Here is an 18862-nt window from a genome sequence, read left to right on the forward strand (position 1 = left end):
AAGAAAATGGCCACCGCACCTGTTCTCAACCAAACAACCAATGGCACCATCAGCCAGGTCATCGGCGCTGTCGTCGACGTGCAGTTCGAAGGCGAGCTGCCCGCAATTTTGACCGCGCTCGAAACCAAGAACGATGGCAAGACGCTCGTTCTTGAAGTTGCGCAGCATCTTGGTGAAAACACCGTTCGCACCATCGCGATGGACTCAACCGAAGGCCTCGTTCGCGGCGCGGAAGTGATCAACACCGGCAAGCAGATCAGTGTGCCCGTAGGCCCGAAAACTCTCGGCCGGATCATGAACGTGGTTGGCGAAGCGATTGATGAGCGCGGCCCTGTTGGCGCAGACCTCACCGCTCCAATTCACGCCGATGCGCCTGCCTTTGTGGACCAGTCTACCGAGGCAAGCATTCTTGTGACCGGCATCAAAGTGATCGATCTTCTCGCGCCTTACGCAAAGGGCGGTAAGATTGGCCTGTTCGGCGGTGCTGGCGTTGGTAAAACTGTTCTTATTCAGGAACTTATCAACAACATCGCGAAAGGTCATGGCGGCGTGTCCGTGTTTGCAGGCGTTGGTGAGCGGACCCGTGAAGGGAACGATCTCTACCACGAATTCCTCGACGCTGGCGTTATCGCTAAGGACGAAGACGGCAATGCCGTTTCGGAAGGCTCGAAAGTGGCCCTCGTCTTCGGCCAGATGAACGAGCCTCCGGGAGCCCGCGCGCGCGTAGCTCTATCTGGTCTTACGATGGCGGAATACTTCCGCGACCAGGAAGGCCAAGACGTTCTGTTCTTCGTCGACAACATCTTCCGCTTCACCCAAGCAGGTTCGGAAGTCTCCGCGCTACTCGGCCGTATTCCGTCAGCTGTGGGTTATCAGCCCACCCTTTCAACCGACATGGGCAACCTGCAAGAGCGCATCACCTCGACCAACAAGGGCTCGATCACTTCGGTGCAGGCCATTTACGTGCCTGCCGATGACTTGACCGACCCTGCGCCTGCGACCTCATTCGCTCACTTGGACGCAACGACCACACTGAGCCGCGCGATTTCAGAGCTGGGCATCTACCCTGCTGTTGACCCGCTCGATTCGACGTCACGCGTGCTTGAGCCCTCGGTTGTTGGTCAAGACCACTACGACACCGCTCGCCGCGTTCAGGAAACGCTGCAGAAGTACAAGTCGCTGCAAGACATCATCGCAATTCTCGGCATGGACGAGCTTTCTGAAGAAGATAAGCTCACCGTTGCCCGTGCACGCAAGATCCAGAAGTTTCTGTCGCAGCCCTTCCACGTGGCCGAGGTCTTCACCGGCATCCCTGGTCTCTTCGTCCAGCTCGAAGACACTGTTAAGTCGTTCAAAGCGGTTGTCGACGGCGAATACGATCACCTGCCCGAGCAAGCCTTCTACATGGTCGGCGGCATCGACATGGTGGTTGAGAAAGCTGCAAAACTGGCTGAGGACGCCTAAAAGACAATGACGGATACGCTCGACCTGGCAGACTGCGTCAACACGCACTGCCCCTGGTCGGGTGATCCGGTGTCAGCAGACAGCCTGACGATCTATCGCGGCAAGGTGGTTGGTTTTTGCAATCCAGGCTGCCGCGACAAATTTGAAAAAGCCGCCGCGCAATTCGATGCGGCTATGCAAGGAAACTGAAGATGGCTCTCCACTTCGAACTCGTAACGCCCGCTAAGCTGGTCCGCTCAGAAGACGTCCACATGGTCGTCGTGCCCGGCAGTGACGGCGAATTCGGCGTGCTCGAAGGCCATGCGCCCTTCATGAGCACGATCCGTGACGGCGACGTGCAGGTTTTCAAATCCGAGGGCGCTGCGCCCGAAACGATTGCTGTAAAGGGCGGCTTTGCCGAAGTCGGCGAGAATGGCCTGACTGTGCTTGCGGAGCATGTTGAGGGTTAAGCGCTCTCGCCACGCATGGGACATCGCGTCACAAAGGCGCTTGTTCTCACTCTTTCCGAATTAGGGAAATACTAACGCGATTATGGTTAAGGCTTTCTGAGTGAAAGCCTTGGACTCTGTCGTGACGACAACAACTCTTAGCCAGCCAAGCCAGCGTAGCGCGATCGCGATGCCCAGTTTCGGGTTAAGCTTGATCGTGTGCGCTGCACTCATCCATTTTATCGCTGCTCTGAACATCGGACGGCGCCCAATATCGTCATACATCACGACGAGCTGGATCATCGAGATATTCGCGTTCCTCATGATACCATTTACGCTTTGGTTTTTGTTCAAGGTCTTCGAAGCCATCCAGCGCAAAGCACCCAGCCCGTTTGGGTACATCGCGGAAGCATTCATGCGCGATCGCAGGCGCTTTATGACGGCAGCAGTCCTGTTTGGCTGCTATGCTCTGGTCAACCGTTCATATCGGGCCATCAAAGTCGGCATCCCGCGGATCGAGGATTTTTGGGCGGACCCTATGTTTGCCGAATGGGACAGGGCGATCTTTGGCACTGATCCATGGACCATTACGCATACCCTTATCGGGCAGACGGGCACCGAATTCATCGATGTCGCCTATTCGTCCTGGTTCCTCGTCATTCTGCTGGTCTATGTGCTTGCTGCGTTTTCCGCGGATCGCGTTTTTCAATTGCGCGCCACCTTCACTTATCTGCTTGTGTGGATCCTGCTCGGCAATCTACTCGCAGTTGTGTGGTCGAGTGCAGGCCCGGTTTATTACGAGCATTTCTTCGGCGATCCGCAGTTCGCGCCGCTTATGGAGCGTTTGAACACCTACGATCTGAAGGCGCTTAGGATACAGGATTTTCTGCTATCCAGCACTGGCGATGAAATGATCGGCACTGGCATCAGCGCAATGCCGTCCATTCACTGCGCGATGACGATGCTGATTGTGATCCTCGCTTGGGAGCGGCGCGGTTTTGGGATCGTGTTTTTGGCAGCGCTGGCCTACCATGCCGTCACGCTGGTCGGCTCAGTGCATCTGGCTTGGCATTATGCGGTTGATGGATTGGTATCCTCTGCGCTCGTGCCCATTATCTGGTTTAGCGTGAAGGCGCTCATCCGTGATGATCAAGTCGGCGAAAATGGTAGGTAGCTCATAACGCCCCTGGCCAACCATCGGGTTTTCACACGCTACGGCAATTGTTGTTGCACCCAATTGCCAATGTCGTTCAAGTGTTCGGGTTTCGCATTCACAGCCGCTTCTTGCATGATGGAGGCTAGGGTCTTCACTTTGAGTGCATCGCGATAGACACGTTCCGCTTCTGCAAAAGCGGCAGCTATCTCGCATGGGCGTTTGCAGTCTGTCCGCTTCAAACCACACGGGCCGTTTTGGCGAATTTCAGTACAGCGGAAAGCCGGCTTAGGTCCTTCAATCGCCAGCACGATGTCGAGCAGGGTGATATCATCAGGTGTCTTTGCTAGGCGGTATCCCCCGCTCTTCCCTCGCACCGATTCCACCACTCCTGCCCGGCGGAGCAATTGCATCTGCTTTGACAGGTAGGCCGAAGGAACCTCGAAAAAGTCAGCAAGTACATCCACAGCAAGGCCCCTACCCGGCGGTAGCAGGGCAATCACTGTGCAGATGTGAGTGGTCCATTCTACGCCTTTCGCGATCTGCACGCTTGACTCCTTAATCGGACATTCTTTATCCGGATAATATATATCCGATTAAGGAGAACTGCCATGTCCCTCGCGGCGAAGCAAGCGCACAAAAGGATCGCTATCCTGATCGGAGTTTTCCTGGCCGTTCATTTCTCGGCACACCTTGCCGCAATCGCCGGGATCGACGCGCAGGACCAAGTGCTGCGATGGGGCCGCGCGGTGTATCGCATTCCTGCGGTCGAGATCGCCCTTGTAGTAGCGCTGGCAGCGCAAGTAGCGGTCGGGTTCAAGCTGCTCGGACAGATCAGACGACGTAAACGCAAGGATTTCTGGCACCGCGCGCAGTTTCTCAGCGCTTGTTATCTGGCGTTTTTCATCGTCATGCACACCAGCGCTGCCTTATCCACCCGGCTAGGTATTGTCACCGGCACCGCCCTTGATACGAATTTCTACTGGGCGGCAGGAACGCTCGTCCTTGACCCTCTGCGATTTGGGTTTGCGCCCTACTACATGTTTGCAGTGATCGCGCTCGTGACCCATCTGATTTCAGCTCTTCACTTTCGAGGCGCGCGCCGCTGGCACGGCTATGCTCTTGCCATCGGCCCCATCGCCGGTGCGCTTATCGTTGCGGCCTATGGCGGAGCGTTTTATGCGATTGAGCAGCCCGATCCACACAGAGAATACTTTGCGTTATTTCCTGGCGTTGAACCTTGAGAAAAACTCACTCCCGTCCGCCACAAAAGCGCCTTCACAAACGCCCCCTTCCCCGGCAAAACGCAACTATTCCATCCTCCGGGGAGAGACCACTTGAACTTCACGTCCAAAATCGCTCTGGCAGCCGCCATGAGCATTACCGCAACGAGCGCCGCTAGCGCCGCCGACAATCACTCTGACAAAACCGAATTGGAAGCAGCCGCGGATGATGGCGTTCCTGGGCCTGAACAAGACCCGTTTATCTGGCTAGAAGAAGCGCGCAGCGATGAAGCGCTCGCCTGGGTTGAATCGGAAAACGAGCGCACGCTCGGCGTGCTCGAAGCGGATCCGCGCTTTGAAGAACTGAAAGCTGAAGCGCTCGCGATCTACGACAGCGAAGATCGCATTCCCTATGTCAGCTTTCGCCCCGATGGCCTCTATAATTTCTGGCAGGACAAAGAAAATCCCAAGGGCTTGCTGCGACGCACGACGCTTGAAAGCTACCAGACTGATGATCCTGAATGGGAAATCCTGCTCGATGTCGACGCGCTTGCCGAAAAGGACGGCAAGGAATGGGTTTACAAGGGTTCAACCTGTCTGCCGCCTGCTCTAAATAAATGCATGATCGCATTGAGCGATGGCGGTGAAGACGCGACCATCATGCGTGAGTTTGATACGAGCACCGGCGAATTCGTCGAAGGCGGATTTGAACTGCCTGAAAAAAGCCAGGGCGGCATCCAATGGGTCGATGAAGACACGCTATTCGTAAGCCGTGATTTCGGTGAAGGCACGCTGACGGACAGCGAATACCCTTTCACCACGCGCGCCTGGAAGCGTGGTACCGATCTTTCCGAGGCCAAGGAGATCTATCGCGGCGAACCAAGCGATGTATGGGCCAGTGCAACGCTGGTGCGCGATGCAACGGGAGAAATTCACGCGACCACAGCCTTTCGCGGCACCAGTTTCCATGAGCGTGAGAATTACTGGCTCAATCCTGAAAACTTTGAGTGGGTGAAGCTCGACATGCCATTGAAGGCTTCGCTTTACGGCATTGTCGATGATCACATGCTGTTCACGACTGATGTCGATTGGACCGTGGGCGATCAGACATTCCCTGCCGACAGCCTAATCGCGGCTGATCTCGCCGAATGGAAAAAGGACCCCAATGCAGCGGCAAAAACACTCGTCTGGGCACCGGGCGAGCGGCAGACGAAACGCGGCGGCGCGATCACAGCGGGCGCCTTGTATGTGGGAATGCTCGACAATGTCGTCGGCAAGGTCTTGAAATTCAACTTCGAAGACGGCGCGTGGGTAAGTGAGGAAGTGGACCTGCCAAGCAACGCAACCGTAGGGATTGCAGCAAGCTCCACTGAGAGCGAGCAGATCATGTTCACGGTGACGGATTTCCTCAACCCCACCACGCTTTATTACACCGATGGGAGCGATGCTCCGGCGGTGCTGAAGACATCGCCATCCTATTTTGACGCGGCGGGTATGGATGTCGAACAGCACGAAGCGGTGAGCAAGGATGGGACCAAGATCCCTTATTTCATCGTCAAGCCTGCCGGCATGGAGATGACTGGCGACACCGCCGTCCTTATGAGCGGGTACGGCGGTTTCCAGATACCGCGCCTCCCCGGCTATCTTGGCACAACGGGCAAGCTTTGGCTGGAGCGGGGCGGTGCCTATGTCCTCGCAAACCTACGTGGTGGCGGTGAATTCGGTCCTGAATGGCACCAAACAGCCATCCGTGAGAACAAGCAGCGCACTTGGGATGACTTTATCGCTGTGGGTGAGGATCTGGTTGAGCGAGGATTCACCTCTCCAGAACACCTAGGCATTCAAGGGGGGTCTCAAGGCGGACTGTTGGTCGGCACCGCATTTACCCAGCGTCCTGATCTGTTTGGCGCTGCCATTGTGCAGATCCCGCTGTTCGATATGCTGCGCTACCACCTGATCGGCAGAGGCGCATCGTGGATTGGTGAATACGGTGATCCGCGCATCCCGGAACAGCGTGCATGGATTGAAGGATATTCGCCATATCAGAAGATTGTGGAAGGCGTTGACTACCCCACGCCGTTCCTCTGGGCATCCACCGCTGACGACCGCACACACCCCGCTCACGCCCGCAAAGGGGCCGCGCGTCTTAAGGAACTTGGCCAGCCCTATTTTTACTTTGAAGATATGACCGGAGGACACTCTGGCGGGGTTGATAATGAGCAGCGCGCAAAGCTTCAGGCATTGCAATATGTATACTTGATGCGGCGTCTTATGGATGCGCGTGAGGGCGGTTAACTTCCTAAGATAACAACGAAAAATCGGGCCTCGGCGTTACGCGCGCCGGGGCCTTTTTCGTTCAGATGTAAAATTATTCGACAGTTTACCCTCACTTCATCGCAGGCAAAGCACGGGGGGCGTCATTAAAGCGAAATTAACCATGTTTGGCAGGCTCTGGTTAAATGCGTTCCCACGAAATCGTTCACGGCACGGGGGCCAACGAAGGAGAATATGAAATGACGTACCCCAATCACATGTCGATGGCTGAAGTCATCAAAAGCTATGGCCTGCCAAAAAGCCACAAGGTCCACTGGTCAAAAACGCGTAAAGCAGACGTCGTGCGTGCAGTTCACGATCGCGCCATCAGCTTTCACGAAGCGCGTGACCGGTATCTCTTGAGCCGTAGTGAGTTCGAACAATGGGAACGCGAATGCGGCGTTGCCAACATCGAAACAACAGATCGCGCTAACACCCTCGAGCGCGCCTGAGGCACAGCGCGGCTGGCTACCCCCTATATTGGCCTTCCTGGTAGGTCCAATCAGTCAGCCGCGTCCTCAGCAACTTCGATAAGCACTTCATTGCGGCGAAGCGGCCCAGGCACCATGGGCGCATCGTAAAAAGCGTATTCGAAATCGCCTTTGGGCGTCAGGTTCTGGCTCGAGATCCAATCGGAAAGCAGCTTTTCCATATCTGCCAGATCATTGGCACTTCCATTGCCACTGAATTGCACCGCCGCAACGCGCCGAGCGGGAACACTACTTAGAGTTATATCCTCGGGCGGCGTTGGCAGGGTCTCCATCGTGAATTTGGATGGCATGACGAAGCGCATGCGCCATGTGTCTACCTCGGTTTCATTCTGGAGAACAGGCGATGTCATCGCGATTTTCTCGTTCTGATCGACGCGATCCTGCAAAACGGGAGATGTCATTTCGATTTTCTCCCCGCCCTCGGGCCGATCCTGAGCGAAGATATACGCAGCAAGCCTTCGAAAGCTGCGCGAGCTGGCCTCCTGTCGCGATCCGGAATGCGTGACTTCAGCAACGATCATGGGTTCGTATTCACGCAGTTCGAACTCATCTTCCGATTTTACGACTGTGTGGTCAAGCACTTCAATATCCCGATATTGCGCATAGGCGACAGCAGCAACGCCCAGCGCGATTGCGCCCAATCCCAAACCGATCCATGTCTTCACACCCATTGCGCGCACTCCTGCTATTCTATTTATGAGCAGCTACGCGACGGATTGGTTCCCGGAATTCTGGCTATCGCCGCGTTGGCGCATGGAAATCGGGCGGCTTACTGGCGACCCACTTCACGAACTTCGCAATCGCTGGATGCGCGCGGACAAGCTCTGGATCATCGCCAATCCGGGCAAGCTCAGCATTGGTGTAGTTCGTATGAATTGCCTTGTGGCAGATGGGGTGGACTGGAACTGTCTCGCCTCCCCTCTTCGACTTCGGAACGGTGTGATGCCACTGGATTAGCGTTTCAAACGGTCGCCCGCAAAGCCAGCAGGTGAGATCGTCAGGATCGCTCACGCGTCCTTCTTAGTCTCTTTCGCCTGCGCAGCCTTCTTGCGCTTCATGGTGTCGTGAAAGCGATCGGCCCAGCCCTGTTTTACAAGCTGCTCTGCGCGCACCATGCGCAGTTCACCATCGCCCACATCGCGGCTAACTGTCGATCCGGCAGCAACGATGGAATCCGCTCCGATGTTTACAGGGGCTATAAGGGCCGAGTTCGAACCGATAAATGCACGCTCGCCGATAACCGTTTGGTATTTGAAATAGCCGTCGTAATTGCACGTGATAGTACCCGCACCGATATTGGCATTCGCGCCAACTTTCGCATCTCCAATGTAGGAGAGATGGCTTGCCTTTGCTCCCGGGCCCAAAGTCGCCTTTTTCATCTCGACGAAATTGCCGACAAAGCTGCCTTCTTCCATGACAGCGCCGGGGCGTAGCCTCGCAAACGGGCCGACCTGAACGCCGGCAGCAAGGGTCGCTCCTTCAATATGGCTATAGGCCTTGATATGGGTACCATCAGCAACGGTCACACCGGGACCAAACACTACGTGCGGTTCGACGGTGACGTCACGTCCCAGCACGGTGTCATGGCTAAAGAACACCGTTTCCGGCGCGCGCAGGCTAGCGCCATCCGCCATTGCCTTTTCTCGCCGCGCCGCCTGCCAACGCCGTTCAACCGCAGCGAGTTCTGATCGGCTGTTAATGCCAGCCACCTCGTCCGGTTCGCATTCGACCACAACAACTTTGTCGCCGCGCGCAATCGCGCCGGTTGCGACATCGGGAAGATAATACTCGCCTTGCGCATTGTTGTTATCAACCGCATCGAGGAGCGGCCACATATCGTCCGAATGCGCAACCAGCAGTCCGGAATTGCAGAGGTTTACCCCGCGCTCTTCATCGCTTGCATCCTTGAATTCGACCATCTTGCGAACGAGCCCATTATCATCTGCAATAATGCGGCCGTAGGCTAGCGGATCTTCGGGGCGGAAACCGAGCACCGCCACCTTTGCACCGCCGGAAAGCGCATCGACGAGCTGCTGCACCGTCTCCCCTGTTACCATCGGCACATCGCCAAATGTCACAAGGATGTTGCCCGAAAACCCCCGGAGGGCCTCCTTCGCCTGCAGTGCCGCATGCGCGGTGCCGTGTTGCGGATCTTGCAGGGCCGTCACCACATCCCGCTCTTCCAGCGCGGCATCAATCTGTTCGCGCCGATCACCCACCACAACAACCGTGCGCTGCGGATCCAAAGCAGCAAAGCTATCGAGCAGATGATGCAGCATCGGCTTACCCGCTATGGGGTGCAGCACTTTGTGCAGATCGCTTTTCATGCGCGTGCCTTTGCCAGCGGCGAGAATGATGGCAGCAAAATCGGTCATTAAGGCAAATCCGTCCGTCAATTTGTTAGCGCCGGTTCTATCGAAGCGAGCGCGCCGCAGCAAATGCTTGCGATCTTAAGTCTGTTAGCCCACGCATATTTTCGATGACTGATTTTCCATACAATTGTGTCGGCTTTGATCTCGATGGCACACTGCTAGATACGTTCCGCGATTTGGGTGAAGCGGTGAACCATGCGCTCAGCCTTGGCGCATATCGGCCAGTTCCGGTGGACACGTCCAAAGATCTAATTGGCGGCGGCGCGAAAGCGATGCTTGCTCAGGCGGTCCAGGCCCAAGGCGGTATCCCTGGCGGGCTGGAAGGCGATGATTTTCGCGCACTCTATAAAGGCATGTTGCGTTATTACGCAGAGAACAACGCAGTTCACTCCAAGCCATATCGCCACGCACGCGAAGTGGTGGCTGAGCTCTCTGCTCAAGGGATCAAAGTCGCAGTCGTCACCAACAAGTTTGAAAAGTTTGCACGCTCCATCCTTTCCCAGCTCGATTTTCTCGAGCCCTTCGAAACGGTGATCGGCGGGGACAGCATGGGCAAAAATGCGGACGGCAGGTTCCTGTCAAAACCTCACCCCGAACCCGTGATTGAAGCCAACAGACGATGTGGCGGTGGAACGATGCTGTTTGTCGGCGATTCCACCTATGATGTCGCAGCCGCCAAAGCAGCCAATGTGCCGATCATCGCAGCGGCGTATGGATATTGTGACAAGCCTCCGTCAGAATTGGGCGCGGATGCAGTGATCGATTCGCTGGATCAATTGATTCCTGCTGCTCTCAAGCTTCACAGCGGCAACTAACCCTACGGCATTGCGAATTGCGCAATCGCGCGGTTGCATCGCTCATGTAAAAGTGCCACGCAGCGCCCACAGTTTACGTTTACGCTCGCGTAAAGCGCGCACCCCCACTCAGAATACGAAGAGGATTGTCTCATGAGCATCGATTTCAAAGATAAGGTCGCGATTGTCACCGGCGCAGGCGGCGGTCTGGGCAAAGCTTATGCGCTTGAACTCGCAAAACGCGGCGCGAAAGTCGTCGTCAATGATCTGGGCGGCTCGCGCGATGGCACGGGCACATCCGATGCAGCCGCCGAAGTGGTTGCCGAAATCGAAGCAGCTGGCGGCGAAGCAATGGCCAACGGCGGCTCTGTCACCGAATACGATCAAATGGAAAAAATGGTCGCCGATGCCAAACAAAAATGGGGCGGCGTTCACATCCTCATCAACAACGCGGGCGTCCTTCGTGACAAGACTTTCGCGAAGATGAGCCCGGAAGACTTCGAATTCGTTCTCAAAGTGCACCTTACCGGTTCTGCATTTGTCACAAAGGCGTGCTGGGAAACCTTCCGTGAGCAAAGCTATGGCCGTGTCCTGATGACAGCATCATCGACGGGTCTTTTCGGCAATTTCGGTCAGGCTAACTACGGCGCTGCCAAACTGGGCCTTGCTGGCCTAACGAAGACGCTTCAGCTCGAAGGCGCTAAGTACAACATCCGCGTCAATTCGCTGTCGCCAGTTGCCGGCACACGTATGACCGAAGATCTCTTCCCCGAAGAAGCTTTCAAACTGTTTGCCCCTGAAAACGTGGTCCCGGCAGCGCTTTTCCTCGTCAGCGAAGATAGCCCGACCAACGCAATCGTTGGCGCCGGTGCTGGCGGTTTCCACTCGTCATGGGTCGTGATGAATGATGCAGTGTGGTTGCCAGATGGCGAACGCACCGTCGAAGGCTTTGCTGATAACTGGGACAAGATCAGCTCGTTCACCAACCTCGTCGCCCCACAATCGGGCAGCGAACAATCGGGCGCGATCCTAAAAGCCATGCAGGAAGTAACTGGTACAGGACCGTCTAGCGCTCGTGGTTAATTTCGCTTAACCATCCTAACGATGGATTACTGGTTGGCAGCCTTTATCGGAGTGGTTTTGGGAGCAAGCTTCCTTGCCATCTGTGCACGGCTGTCATCCAGAATCATCGCAGCGCAGGGCGTAATAGTGCTGTGCGCGATGCTTTCGATCTATATCGGCGCCCACCTCGTTTCAGGCGACCTTACCGATGTAGTCTTTGAAGTTATGGTCGCAGGCGTGTTCTTTGGCGGCGCGCTCTTGGCAATGCGCCGCTGGCTGCCCGCAATCGGCGTAGCCATTTTCCTGCATAGCCTGTATGATGCATTTGTTGGCCCACATACGGGCGTTGCAGACTGGTATCCTCCGCTTTGCGCGGGCTTTGATGTGATCGTCGGCGGCGGCCTGATCGGTATCCTAGCGCACAAAGAACGGATCGAACGCGCAAGCCAAATCGCGGCGTATTGAGCTGATCCAAAGCTAACCCGGCCTAATCCAGATCGACCGCTTTCAAGAGGCGCCGCTCGACGGGTGCGAGCACATTGGAAAGATCATGCCCTCGTTTCAGCACCTGTCCGTGTTCACCAAATAGCGTCCACATGCCTTGCTTATTGCGGAGGGCGGGACGTTTTTCGAGCTGTGCTTGCGGCTTTTCGGATGTCCGGCGAAAGGCAGCAAAAATGGCTGCCTGCTTGGTGAAATCCATCGCATAATCGCGCCATTCGCCAGCTGCCACCATGCGGCCATAGAGATCGAGGATGCGTTGCAATTCGGCGCGTTCAAATCCGACTTGGCCTGAACGGCCAGCAGGAAATGCAACAACTTGACCCGATGCGCCCGGATTAGGCCCCATCAATCAGCCGTCCCGCTTTTCTTGGATGCAACAATCGGATCGGTCGGTGCGACTTGCGCCTGTTTCAAAGCCGCAATTTCAGCCTTCATAGCCGCGAGTTCGCCTTCAAGTTTTTCGATACAATCGACTTTGTTGCCCTCGGCATCCTCGCAATTCGGCGTACCGTAGGGAATGAAATCCTTGATCCATTCCTCAGCCGGGACGAGCGTTGATCGCGCTTTGAGGCCGACCATGGTGGCACCCGCTGGCACGTCATCTGTAACGACAGCGCTTGCACCAATACGTGCGCGTTCCCCGACTTTGATGGGTCCAATGATCTGCGCGCCTGATCCGACGATCACGTTATCCTCTAGCGTCGGGTGACGTTTACCGCCCTCACCATTGGTGGGGTTGGTTCCGCCCAAGGTAACACATTGATAAATCGTCACATTATCACCGATCTCAGCCGTTTCTCCAATCACGGTAAAGCCATGGTCAATAAAGAAGTTTTTGCCGATGGTCGCGCCCGGGTGGATATCAATCGCGGTCAAAAACCGTGACGTGTGGTTCACCATGCGGGCGAGGAAATAGAGTTTGGCCTCGAACAGCCAATGCGCGATCCGGTGCAGTCCAAGAGCCCAAACACCTGGGTATAAAAGGATTTCCCAGCGCGAACGCGGTGCAGGATCGCGAGCGTGCACAGAGTCCAGATAACTCTTGAGCCGGTCAAACATGCTCTTTTCCTCCCATCAATTGCATCGAAATGCAAATATCGATGTTCTTTCAGGGGCTAAATCAGACGTTTCTGCTCTGGCCCTTGCAGGGCTTCTAGTGCAGCCCTCCACACCGACATGGTGGCAGGCACGGCGCGTTCAAGGCTGATGCGATCGATTGTCGCAACCAATCGCTCCAGCTCTGCAATGCTGCGATTGGCCCGTGGAACCAGATAATCCGCTGCCCCCGGCGCGAGAGTAAGCGCGCGCTGGCTTGCAAGTGCCTCGATCAAATCTGCCGCCATGGCGTCATCGGGTTCGCCCAGTTCAAGTTGCATCGATCCGCCCAGCCGAGATTTTAGATCGGGCAATTTGATCTCCCACGGCATAGTGTCAGCAATCAGCAGTAAAGGCTCTCCCGCCTTGGATCCGCCCTCTTGGCTCGCATTCCACCGATGGAACAGCTCTGTTTCATCCTGCTTTTCAGCGGCTTCGATCACGGTGACGCCTTGCCCTGCCATCCATCGGCCAAGAAGGGATTTGCCCGAGCGTGGTGGCCCTGTCAGCACGGCGGTGTGGAACGGCCATCGTGAAGGCTCGCTCAACGCTTCGATCACAGCCTGGTTTGCATTGCCGATGACAATACGCCGTTCCGCGCCATTGGCGGCGATCTCCAAGGGGAGAGCAATTTGAGAAATGTCAGGAGCAGCCTTGGCCATTATCGGGGCTTTCCAGCACCCTAGCGGCTGATCGCGAGCGCGTTTGCGCCTTGCACCACGTTGAAACCGCGTGCGCGGAGCGCTGCTGCCAATTGATCGATGCTGCCAGTAAAGCGAACACTCATTACCGAAGTGCCGCCGATCGCTGTGCTCGTGACGCTCAAACCGCCTACACCGGGTGCTGCGCGAACGGACGAGATCGCTGTGTCAAAACTTCCAGCATCAGGAGTTGCGAATTGGACGGTGAAGCTGCTCGGCGCGGCGGCGGGCGGGCCGGCTGGCTGAGTGCCTTCTCCCCCTTCACTACCTTGCGTATCCTCGCCACCTTCTGCAGCGCGGCGTGCGGCGGCATCGCGGGCGCGGATCGCACGGCCGATTTCGACCAGACGCGCGATGGCAGGATCCACCTGACCGCTCCCACCAAAGCTCAAGGTCGGATCCGGCCTCAGCTTGCCCGCTGTTAGAGCTTCTTCGAAAATGCCGTCCATACGTTCGACTGCCTCGCCCAGCATATCAGGGAGAGCGTCGGGCCCTTCTGACTCCAGTCGAAAGCTTTCCAACACAGTATTGTTGGGGCCGTAGCGTGCAACGAAAGTGCCTGAAATCGGTCCGCCAGGATATTGGTGCTCAAGCCGTGCTATCGCCGTCAGCACATCCGCAGCAGAATACTGATCGAGAGTGTTGCGCCACCATGCCCGGCTGCGCCTGCCAGTCTGGCCGAAATTCAGCACAAGCGAATCGCTCCCCGCACCGCTTGGACGGACGTAATCGATGCGGCTGGTGCCGGGGTTGAAGTCAGCCCACGCCTGTTGCCAGGGATTGCGCTGCTCAAACGCTGTGTAAGTCCCAGCGCTTGCAGTAACGGGGATCAGCAGCATCGGCGCAGACGCACGCGCTTGCGATCCCCGGCCCAGATACCGTCCAGCTCTTTGCCGATCAAAGATCACGCCGAGTGTCGCGATATACCGCTTTGGCCCTACGCGTTCGCGCTGGATAACGATGGCCGAGACCATGGAGCTCAATTGTCCATCGGAGATCGGAGGACCGTTGACGCGCTTCCAAGCCTGCCTTTGCGCATCGCGCCACGCTTTGGAGCGAGCGTCTTCGGCATCGTCGCCGCGCTCATCCACCTTGATATTGCGAACTTCGATGTCCGAACTGGATGCAGTGGGTGCAATTCCCCGCTCCCCTCCCACCTGAGCAAGCACGATGGCGTAGGCTCCGCCCAAAAGGCCAAGCGCGATAAGCGTCGCGACTATCCAACGCGCGCTCACACGCGGCGCACGAAATACTGATTTCGCTGCGGGTGCATCGGGTGCAAAAAAGGAAAAAAACGTCGCCATTGGGGAAACGGTGGCTCTATTGCCCAATGCGAAGTGGAATTCCAAGCGCGAAAGAGTAAAGCCTTGCGCATGAGCGGTTCAAAAACTGGTTATACCTACGAAGATGCAGGCGTTTCGATCGCCTCTGGCAACGCTTTGGTGAAAGCAATCGGGCCCTTGGTAAAAGCCACCGCCCGCCCCGGAGCGACGAGCGAGCTTGGCGGATTTGGTGGGTTTTTCGATCCGAAAGCGGCAGGGTACAAAGACCCGCTACTGGTCGCCGCGAATGATGGTGTTGGCACCAAGCTGAAGCTTGCGATTGATTATGACCGGCACGATACGGTCGGCATTGATCTCGTCGCGATGTGTGTAAACGATCTGATCGTCCAGGGCGCAGAGCCGCTGTTTTTTCTAGACTATTTCGCCACCGGAAAGCTGGAAAACGGGATTGCAGAGCGGGTTGTCGCCAGCATTGCCGATGGCTGCAAGCAGGCAGGATGCGCTCTGATAGGCGGAGAAACGGCTGAAATGCCGGGCATGTATGCGGCGGGCGATTATGACCTAGCTGGATTTTGCGTCGGCGCGGTAGAGCGCGGAGAACAATTGACAGGAGACAAGGTGGCTCCCGGCGATGTGCTCTTTGGCCTCGCCTCATCAGGCGTGCATTCCAACGGATATTCGCTGGTGCGCCGCTTGGCTGAGGATTTTGGATGGAAAATGGACCGCCCTGCACTGTTCGATCCAGAGCGTTTGCTGATCGATGCGTTGATCGAACCCACGCGTATCTACGTCGCGAGCCTCTTGCCCCTTATCCGCGATGGTCTCGTACATGGGCTTGCGCATATCACGGGCGGCGGGCTGCTTGAAAACATCCCGCGCATTCTTCCTGGTGGCGCGCATGCCGTAGTGGATGCCGATAGCTGGGATCAGCCGCGCCTTATGGCATTTCTGCAAGGGCAAGGCGGTATCGAGCCGGAGGAAATGGCGCGCACATTCAATTGCGGCGTTGGCATGGTGATTTCGGTTTCCGCCGATGATGCGGCCACCGTAACGGAGCGGCTGGAAAAGGCAGGCGAAACTGTGTTTGCCATCGGCTCGATCACACAGGGCAAGACGGGCTGCACCGTTCGCGGATCACGTGGCACATGGTCAGCGCGCGAGGCTTTTGAAGCCGTTCACCATGGCTAATCAGGGTGCGAAACGCGTGCCTGTAGCGGTGTTCATTTCGGGCACCGGGACCAATATGGCAGCGCTCCTTTATGCCAGTCGCCAGCACAGTTCGGCATTCGAAATTGTGCTGGTGGCCAGCAATAAGTCCGATGCCAAGGGGCTTGAATTGGCGGCGCTCGAGGGAATTGAAACCTTCGCCCACTCACACAAGGGCCATTCGCGCGAAGAACAAGACGCCGCGATGGAGCAGGCGGCCAGGGAGGCGGGCGCTGAAGCGATCATCCTCGCTGGCTACATGCGCATTCTGTCGGATGGGTTCGTAGAGCGTTGGCAGGGGCGCATCCTCAACATCCACCCCTCGCTTCTGCCGAAATACAAGGGCCTCGACACGCACCAGCGCGCGATTGAGGCGGGCGATGGCCATGGCGGGGCCAGCGTCCACGTTGTCACGCCGGAGCTAGACGCAGGCGAAGTCATCGCGCAGGTCAAGGTCGCGATTGCGCCCGATGATACGCCAGACACGCTTGCGATGCGGGTGCGAATTGCTGAGCACCAGCTATTTCCGCGCGCGGTCAACGATTACCTATCACGCGGGAATGATCCCGATTTCCTGCTAGAAAAAGTCCGCAATCTGGCACTTGCTCTGGCAGAAACCCACGAGCGCGAAAGCCACGGCTCGCCCGGGTTCAGAGTGGGCGGCGATAAATCGGGCAAATTCTTCGCCTATTTCGCAGATCGGCATCACGGCAGCGATCACATTGCGCTTCTCGTCAGAACGAGCGGAATGGATGAATTGCTGAATCTCGTCGAAAATCAGCCTGACATCTACTTCAAGCCGGCCTTTTATGGCGCAAGCGGCTGGGTTGGCATTATCTTAAACCGCAGCGGACTAGACTGGGGCCATGTTGAAGAATGGCTCACTCGCAGCTGGCGCTCGGTCGCTCCAAAACGGCTTACAAAACTGCTTGATGCGGCAGACATGTTCTGATTCAATACCCTCTTGGATGAGGAGGGACTGAGTCCATGGGCAAAATGATCGCGAGAGATCATCTGCTGGCACGCGGAAAGTTCGCAGACCGTGCAAACCGGTTTCTGGGCAAGGCGTGGGATCGAGGCTGGCTTCCCGAGGCCACGGTAGAGCCTGAAGCCGTGTGGCTCGCCGCGGCCAAATCCGCCGGGATCAAGACCGCGGAGCGCGCAATCGATGCTGAGACCGCGCAACGAAGCGAAAGCGAAATCGAAGATTTTCGCCTCCGCCTCAGCAAGCTTTGCGAAGCGATCAATTCGGAGGCGAAACTCAATCCCCTGGGCCGCGCAATGGCGTTTGGCCAGCTTACGCGAGTGGTCGCGCAGAGGCTGTCGTTCGGTGATTTCTGGCAGCGCGAACCCGATCTTGCGCACACTCAGATTGCGCCGCCGATACTGATTATCGGCCATATGCGATCGGGAACGACCCGTATTCACAAGCTGCTGGCCGCCGATCCCGCGCATTCGCATACGCGGTATTGCGACGCTTGGCATCCGGTTCCCCGCACTCCAGATCTGAGGCAGATCAAAAGCAGGGCTGATCTCTTCATGCTTGAGACGCTTAATCCCTGGCTGCAATCGATCCACCCCATGGCAAGCGGCGAAGTGGAAGAGGAATTGGCGTGGCTGGCAGGCGCGCTCAATCATTCCATTTACGAATCGCAATGGCATATTCCAAGCTACTCAGCCTTCAGCGAGGCACGCGATCCGGAACCAGTCTATCGCGAGCTTGAAAGAGTTTTGCGCACCGATGCTGCGCACAGGAAATGCGCGCACCGCCCGCGCGTAATGAAAGCACCGCAATTCTCTGAAGACTTGGCGTGCCTGCTCAAACTGTTCCCCGATGCGCGTGTTGTTGTGGCAGAACGTGACAAGGAGGCAGTGCTTAAGAGCGCGGTATCTCTCGTTGCCAATCAAATGGCGATACAATCAGATGAGTGTAATCTCGATGCGATCACCGCGCTTTACGAGCGCAAGATTGCTTTACGGAATGAGCGACGTGAGGCAGCGCTTAACAACTGGAACGGTCCAATTGCCCGGCTCGCATTCGATGATCTGACAGCTGATTGGGAACGGGAGATTGCGCGCGCTTATCGAGAGCTCGGAATGGAGCTTTCTGCCGAGGCGCGCTCCGCCATGCGCGCAGCAATGCAATCGAGCGAAAGCAGCGCGCATCATGGTCACGCCGAACAGCTTAGCCGGTTCGACGCACAATTGATGGAGGCGCGCGGCGCCGCTTAGGAGCCGCGCGGCAAATCCACTTACCCGACGATTTCGTCGTCGTTGAAAAAGAACGCGATTTCAATCGCTGCGTTCTCTTCGCTGTCCGATCCGTGGACGGTGTTTTCGCCGATCGACAGAGCGTGTTCCTTGCGGATGGTGCCTTCCTCAGCTTCGGCTGGATTGGTTGCACCCATCACATCGCGGTTGCGCTTTACGGCGTCTTCGCCTTCGAGAACCTGCACAACAACCGGCTCGCTCATCATGAATTCAACCAGTTCGCCAAAGAAAGGGCGCTCTTTGTGCACCGCGTAAAAGCCCTCGGCCTGTTCGCGGCTCATGTGGATGCGCTTTGATGCAACGACACGCAGACCAGCTTCTTCCAGCATCTTGGTGACAGCGCCAGTTAGGTTGCGCTTGGTGGCATCAGGTTTGATGATCGAAAAGGTGCGGGTGACCGCCATAGTGAATTCCTTGAGATGAAAAGCCGATTGAGCACCGAAGCGCGCACGAACGGCAGAAAGTTGTGATTGCGGCGCGCGCTTAGCCGCCTGCGAGCCTC

At 56.8% G+C, this 18862-nt stretch carries 23 protein-coding genes; 13 read left to right on the forward strand and 10 right to left on the reverse strand.

What is annotated here, in order from left to right:
* The first annotated feature begins 6 nt into the window (after positions 1-6).
* The 3 genes from atpD to AUC45_RS04830 are packed head-to-tail and all read left to right on the forward strand — an operon-like array spanning position 7 to position 1913.
* Positions 7-1464, forward strand: a complete 1458-nt coding sequence (gene atpD, locus AUC45_RS04820; protein WP_067599175.1) for a F0F1 ATP synthase subunit beta — start codon at positions 7-9, stop codon at positions 1462-1464.
* A gap of 6 nt (positions 1465-1470) precedes the next feature.
* The gene (locus AUC45_RS04825) at positions 1471-1653 is read left to right on the forward strand and encodes a glutathione S-transferase (protein WP_067599178.1); all 183 of its coding nucleotides are present in this window, start codon (positions 1471-1473) and stop codon (positions 1651-1653) included.
* Between the two features lie 2 nt (positions 1654-1655).
* A complete protein-coding gene (locus AUC45_RS04830; protein WP_067599181.1) occupies positions 1656-1913 on the forward strand; it encodes an ATP synthase F1 subunit epsilon in 258 nt (85 codons plus the stop codon).
* A gap of 60 nt (positions 1914-1973) precedes the next feature.
* Here the strand turns inward: AUC45_RS04830 and AUC45_RS15845 are convergent, their stop codons facing one another.
* Complete coding sequence (locus tag AUC45_RS15845; RefSeq protein WP_067599184.1) at positions 1974-2216, reverse strand: hypothetical protein; 243 nt, start codon at positions 2214-2216, stop codon at positions 1974-1976.
* On the opposite strand from AUC45_RS15845, the gene AUC45_RS04840 reads away from it, so the two are divergent.
* Positions 2215-3066 carry a phosphatase PAP2 family protein gene (locus AUC45_RS04840; protein WP_067599187.1) on the forward strand — a complete coding sequence of 284 codons (852 nt, stop codon included), beginning with the start codon at positions 2215-2217 and terminating at the stop codon, positions 3064-3066. The genes AUC45_RS15845 and AUC45_RS04840 overlap by 2 nt on opposite strands.
* Positions 3067-3104: 38 nt before the next feature.
* On the opposite strand, the gene AUC45_RS04845 is transcribed toward AUC45_RS04840, so the two are convergent.
* Entirely contained in the window at positions 3105-3593 is a 489-nt protein-coding gene (locus AUC45_RS04845; protein WP_067599190.1) for an Rrf2 family transcriptional regulator, read from the reverse strand.
* A 63-nt stretch (positions 3594-3656) separates the two neighbouring features.
* On the opposite strand from AUC45_RS04845, the gene AUC45_RS04850 reads away from it, so the two are divergent.
* The 3 genes from AUC45_RS04850 (at position 3657) to AUC45_RS04860 (ending at position 7033) form a co-directional block, all read left to right on the forward strand.
* A complete protein-coding gene (locus tag AUC45_RS04850) occupies positions 3657-4289 on the forward strand; it encodes a hypothetical protein (protein WP_067599193.1) in 633 nt (210 codons plus the stop codon).
* 129 nt (positions 4290-4418) lie between these two features.
* On the forward strand, positions 4419-6563 hold the full coding sequence (locus tag AUC45_RS04855; RefSeq protein WP_067599196.1) for a prolyl oligopeptidase family protein: 2145 nt from the start codon (positions 4419-4421) through the stop codon (positions 6561-6563).
* Positions 6564-6781: 218 nt separating this feature from the next.
* Positions 6782-7033, forward strand: coding sequence for a DUF1153 domain-containing protein (locus tag AUC45_RS04860; RefSeq protein WP_067603528.1), 252 nt, complete (start codon positions 6782-6784; stop codon positions 7031-7033).
* Between the two features lie 50 nt (positions 7034-7083).
* On the opposite strand, the gene AUC45_RS04865 is transcribed toward AUC45_RS04860, so the two are convergent.
* The 3 genes from AUC45_RS04865 to glmU form a co-directional block, all read right to left on the reverse strand.
* Positions 7084-7743 (reverse strand): heme-binding protein, encoded by a 660-nt coding sequence (locus AUC45_RS04865; protein WP_067599199.1) that lies wholly within the window; start codon positions 7741-7743, stop codon positions 7084-7086.
* Between the two features lie 64 nt (positions 7744-7807).
* Entirely contained in the window at positions 7808-8083 is a 276-nt protein-coding gene (locus tag AUC45_RS15475; RefSeq protein ID WP_082700971.1) for an HNH endonuclease, read from the reverse strand.
* A complete protein-coding gene (glmU, locus tag AUC45_RS04875; RefSeq protein WP_067599206.1) occupies positions 8080-9447 on the reverse strand; it encodes a bifunctional UDP-N-acetylglucosamine diphosphorylase/glucosamine-1-phosphate N-acetyltransferase GlmU in 1368 nt (455 codons plus the stop codon). The genes AUC45_RS15475 and glmU overlap by 4 nt, the downstream gene beginning before the upstream one ends.
* Before the next feature lie 104 nt (positions 9448-9551).
* On the opposite strand from glmU, the gene AUC45_RS04880 reads away from it, so the two are divergent.
* The 3 genes from AUC45_RS04880 (at position 9552) to AUC45_RS04890 (ending at position 11765) form a co-directional block, all read left to right on the forward strand.
* A complete protein-coding gene (locus tag AUC45_RS04880; protein WP_067599209.1) occupies positions 9552-10259 on the forward strand; it encodes an HAD-IA family hydrolase in 708 nt (235 codons plus the stop codon).
* Between the two features lie 132 nt (positions 10260-10391).
* Entirely contained in the window at positions 10392-11321 is a 930-nt protein-coding gene (locus tag AUC45_RS04885; RefSeq protein WP_067599212.1) for an SDR family NAD(P)-dependent oxidoreductase, read from the forward strand.
* A 21-nt stretch (positions 11322-11342) separates the two neighbouring features.
* Positions 11343-11765 carry a hypothetical protein gene (locus AUC45_RS04890; RefSeq protein WP_067599216.1) on the forward strand — a complete coding sequence of 141 codons (423 nt, stop codon included), beginning with the start codon at positions 11343-11345 and terminating at the stop codon, positions 11763-11765.
* A gap of 22 nt (positions 11766-11787) precedes the next feature.
* On the opposite strand, the gene AUC45_RS04895 is transcribed toward AUC45_RS04890, so the two are convergent.
* From AUC45_RS04895 to AUC45_RS04910, 4 genes are read right to left on the reverse strand one after another with little or no spacing between them, the layout of a single operon-like run.
* Positions 11788-12150: a DUF2794 domain-containing protein gene (locus AUC45_RS04895; protein ID WP_067599219.1), complete on the reverse strand. Its 363-nt coding sequence runs from the start codon at positions 12148-12150 to the stop codon at positions 11788-11790.
* Positions 12150-12863, reverse strand: coding sequence for a serine O-acetyltransferase EpsC (gene epsC / locus AUC45_RS04900; protein ID WP_067599222.1), 714 nt, complete (start codon positions 12861-12863; stop codon positions 12150-12152). Before epsC ends, AUC45_RS04895 begins: the two co-directional genes overlap by 1 nt.
* A 56-nt stretch (positions 12864-12919) precedes the next feature.
* Positions 12920-13561: an ATPase gene (locus AUC45_RS04905; RefSeq protein ID WP_233998533.1), complete on the reverse strand. Its 642-nt coding sequence runs from the start codon at positions 13559-13561 to the stop codon at positions 12920-12922.
* A gap of 20 nt (positions 13562-13581) precedes the next feature.
* Positions 13582-14904 carry a hypothetical protein gene (locus AUC45_RS04910; RefSeq protein WP_082700972.1) on the reverse strand — a complete coding sequence of 441 codons (1323 nt, stop codon included), beginning with the start codon at positions 14902-14904 and terminating at the stop codon, positions 13582-13584.
* Positions 14905-14973: 69 nt separating this feature from the next.
* Here AUC45_RS04910 and purM point away from each other — a divergent pair, with 69 nt between their 5' ends.
* From purM to AUC45_RS04925, 3 genes are read left to right on the forward strand one after another with little or no spacing between them, the layout of a single operon-like run.
* Complete coding sequence (purM, locus tag AUC45_RS04915; RefSeq protein WP_067599224.1) at positions 14974-16071, forward strand: phosphoribosylformylglycinamidine cyclo-ligase; 1098 nt, start codon at positions 14974-14976, stop codon at positions 16069-16071.
* Positions 16064-17041: a phosphoribosylglycinamide formyltransferase gene (purN, locus tag AUC45_RS04920; protein WP_067599227.1), complete on the forward strand. Its 978-nt coding sequence runs from the start codon at positions 16064-16066 to the stop codon at positions 17039-17041. Before purM ends, purN begins: the two co-directional genes overlap by 8 nt.
* 35 nt (positions 17042-17076) lie before the next feature.
* On the forward strand, positions 17077-18321 hold the full coding sequence (locus AUC45_RS04925) for a sulfotransferase (protein ID WP_233998534.1): 1245 nt from the start codon (positions 17077-17079) through the stop codon (positions 18319-18321).
* A 20-nt stretch (positions 18322-18341) separates the two neighbouring features.
* Here AUC45_RS04925 and ndk read toward each other — a convergent pair whose 3' ends face one another.
* Positions 18342-18764, reverse strand: coding sequence for a nucleoside-diphosphate kinase (gene ndk, locus AUC45_RS04930; protein WP_067599231.1), 423 nt, complete (start codon positions 18762-18764; stop codon positions 18342-18344).
* Between the last annotated feature and the right edge of the window lie 98 nt (positions 18765-18862).

The organism is Erythrobacter sp. YT30 (assembly GCF_001542875.1).
Classification (GTDB): Bacteria; Pseudomonadota; Alphaproteobacteria; order Sphingomonadales; family Sphingomonadaceae; genus Erythrobacter.

What these genes read in the sequence shown, in the direction of transcription:
- atpD (WP_067599175.1), top strand. Translation starts at nt 7, where the DNA reads ATGGCCACCGCACCTGTTCTCAACCAAACAACCAATGGCACCATCAGC.
- AUC45_RS04825 (WP_067599178.1), top strand. Translation starts at nt 1,471, where the DNA reads ATGACGGATACGCTCGACCTGGCAGACTGCGTCAACACGCACTGCCCC.
- AUC45_RS04830 (WP_067599181.1), top strand. Translation starts at nt 1,656, where the DNA reads ATGGCTCTCCACTTCGAACTCGTAACGCCCGCTAAGCTGGTCCGCTCA.
- AUC45_RS04840 (WP_067599187.1), top strand. Translation starts at nt 2,215, where the DNA reads ATGATACCATTTACGCTTTGGTTTTTGTTCAAGGTCTTCGAAGCCATC.
- AUC45_RS15845 (WP_067599184.1), bottom strand. Translation starts at nt 2,216, where the DNA reads ATGAGGAACGCGAATATCTCGATGATCCAGCTCGTCGTGATGTATGAC.
- AUC45_RS04850 (WP_067599193.1), top strand. Translation starts at nt 3,657, where the DNA reads ATGTCCCTCGCGGCGAAGCAAGCGCACAAAAGGATCGCTATCCTGATC.
- AUC45_RS04855 (WP_067599196.1), top strand. Translation starts at nt 4,419, where the DNA reads ATGAGCATTACCGCAACGAGCGCCGCTAGCGCCGCCGACAATCACTCT.
- AUC45_RS04860 (WP_067603528.1), top strand. Translation starts at nt 6,782, where the DNA reads ATGACGTACCCCAATCACATGTCGATGGCTGAAGTCATCAAAAGCTAT.
- AUC45_RS04865 (WP_067599199.1), bottom strand. Translation starts at nt 7,743, where the DNA reads ATGGGTGTGAAGACATGGATCGGTTTGGGATTGGGCGCAATCGCGCTG.
- glmU (WP_067599206.1), bottom strand. Translation starts at nt 9,447, where the DNA reads ATGACCGATTTTGCTGCCATCATTCTCGCCGCTGGCAAAGGCACGCGC.
- AUC45_RS04880 (WP_067599209.1), top strand. Translation starts at nt 9,552, where the DNA reads ATGACTGATTTTCCATACAATTGTGTCGGCTTTGATCTCGATGGCACA.
- AUC45_RS04885 (WP_067599212.1), top strand. Translation starts at nt 10,392, where the DNA reads ATGAGCATCGATTTCAAAGATAAGGTCGCGATTGTCACCGGCGCAGGC.
- AUC45_RS04890 (WP_067599216.1), top strand. Translation starts at nt 11,343, where the DNA reads ATGGATTACTGGTTGGCAGCCTTTATCGGAGTGGTTTTGGGAGCAAGC.
- AUC45_RS04895 (WP_067599219.1), bottom strand. Translation starts at nt 12,150, where the DNA reads ATGGGGCCTAATCCGGGCGCATCGGGTCAAGTTGTTGCATTTCCTGCT.
- epsC (WP_067599222.1), bottom strand. Translation starts at nt 12,863, where the DNA reads ATGTTTGACCGGCTCAAGAGTTATCTGGACTCTGTGCACGCTCGCGAT.
- AUC45_RS04905 (WP_233998533.1), bottom strand. Translation starts at nt 13,561, where the DNA reads ATGGCCAAGGCTGCTCCTGACATTTCTCAAATTGCTCTCCCCTTGGAG.
- AUC45_RS04910 (WP_082700972.1), bottom strand. Translation starts at nt 14,904, where the DNA reads ATGGCGACGTTTTTTTCCTTTTTTGCACCCGATGCACCCGCAGCGAAA.
- purM (WP_067599224.1), top strand. Translation starts at nt 14,974, where the DNA reads ATGAGCGGTTCAAAAACTGGTTATACCTACGAAGATGCAGGCGTTTCG.
- purN (WP_067599227.1), top strand. Translation starts at nt 16,064, where the DNA reads ATGGCTAATCAGGGTGCGAAACGCGTGCCTGTAGCGGTGTTCATTTCG.
- AUC45_RS04925 (WP_233998534.1), top strand. Translation starts at nt 17,077, where the DNA reads ATGGGCAAAATGATCGCGAGAGATCATCTGCTGGCACGCGGAAAGTTC.
- ndk (WP_067599231.1), bottom strand. Translation starts at nt 18,764, where the DNA reads ATGGCGGTCACCCGCACCTTTTCGATCATCAAACCTGATGCCACCAAG.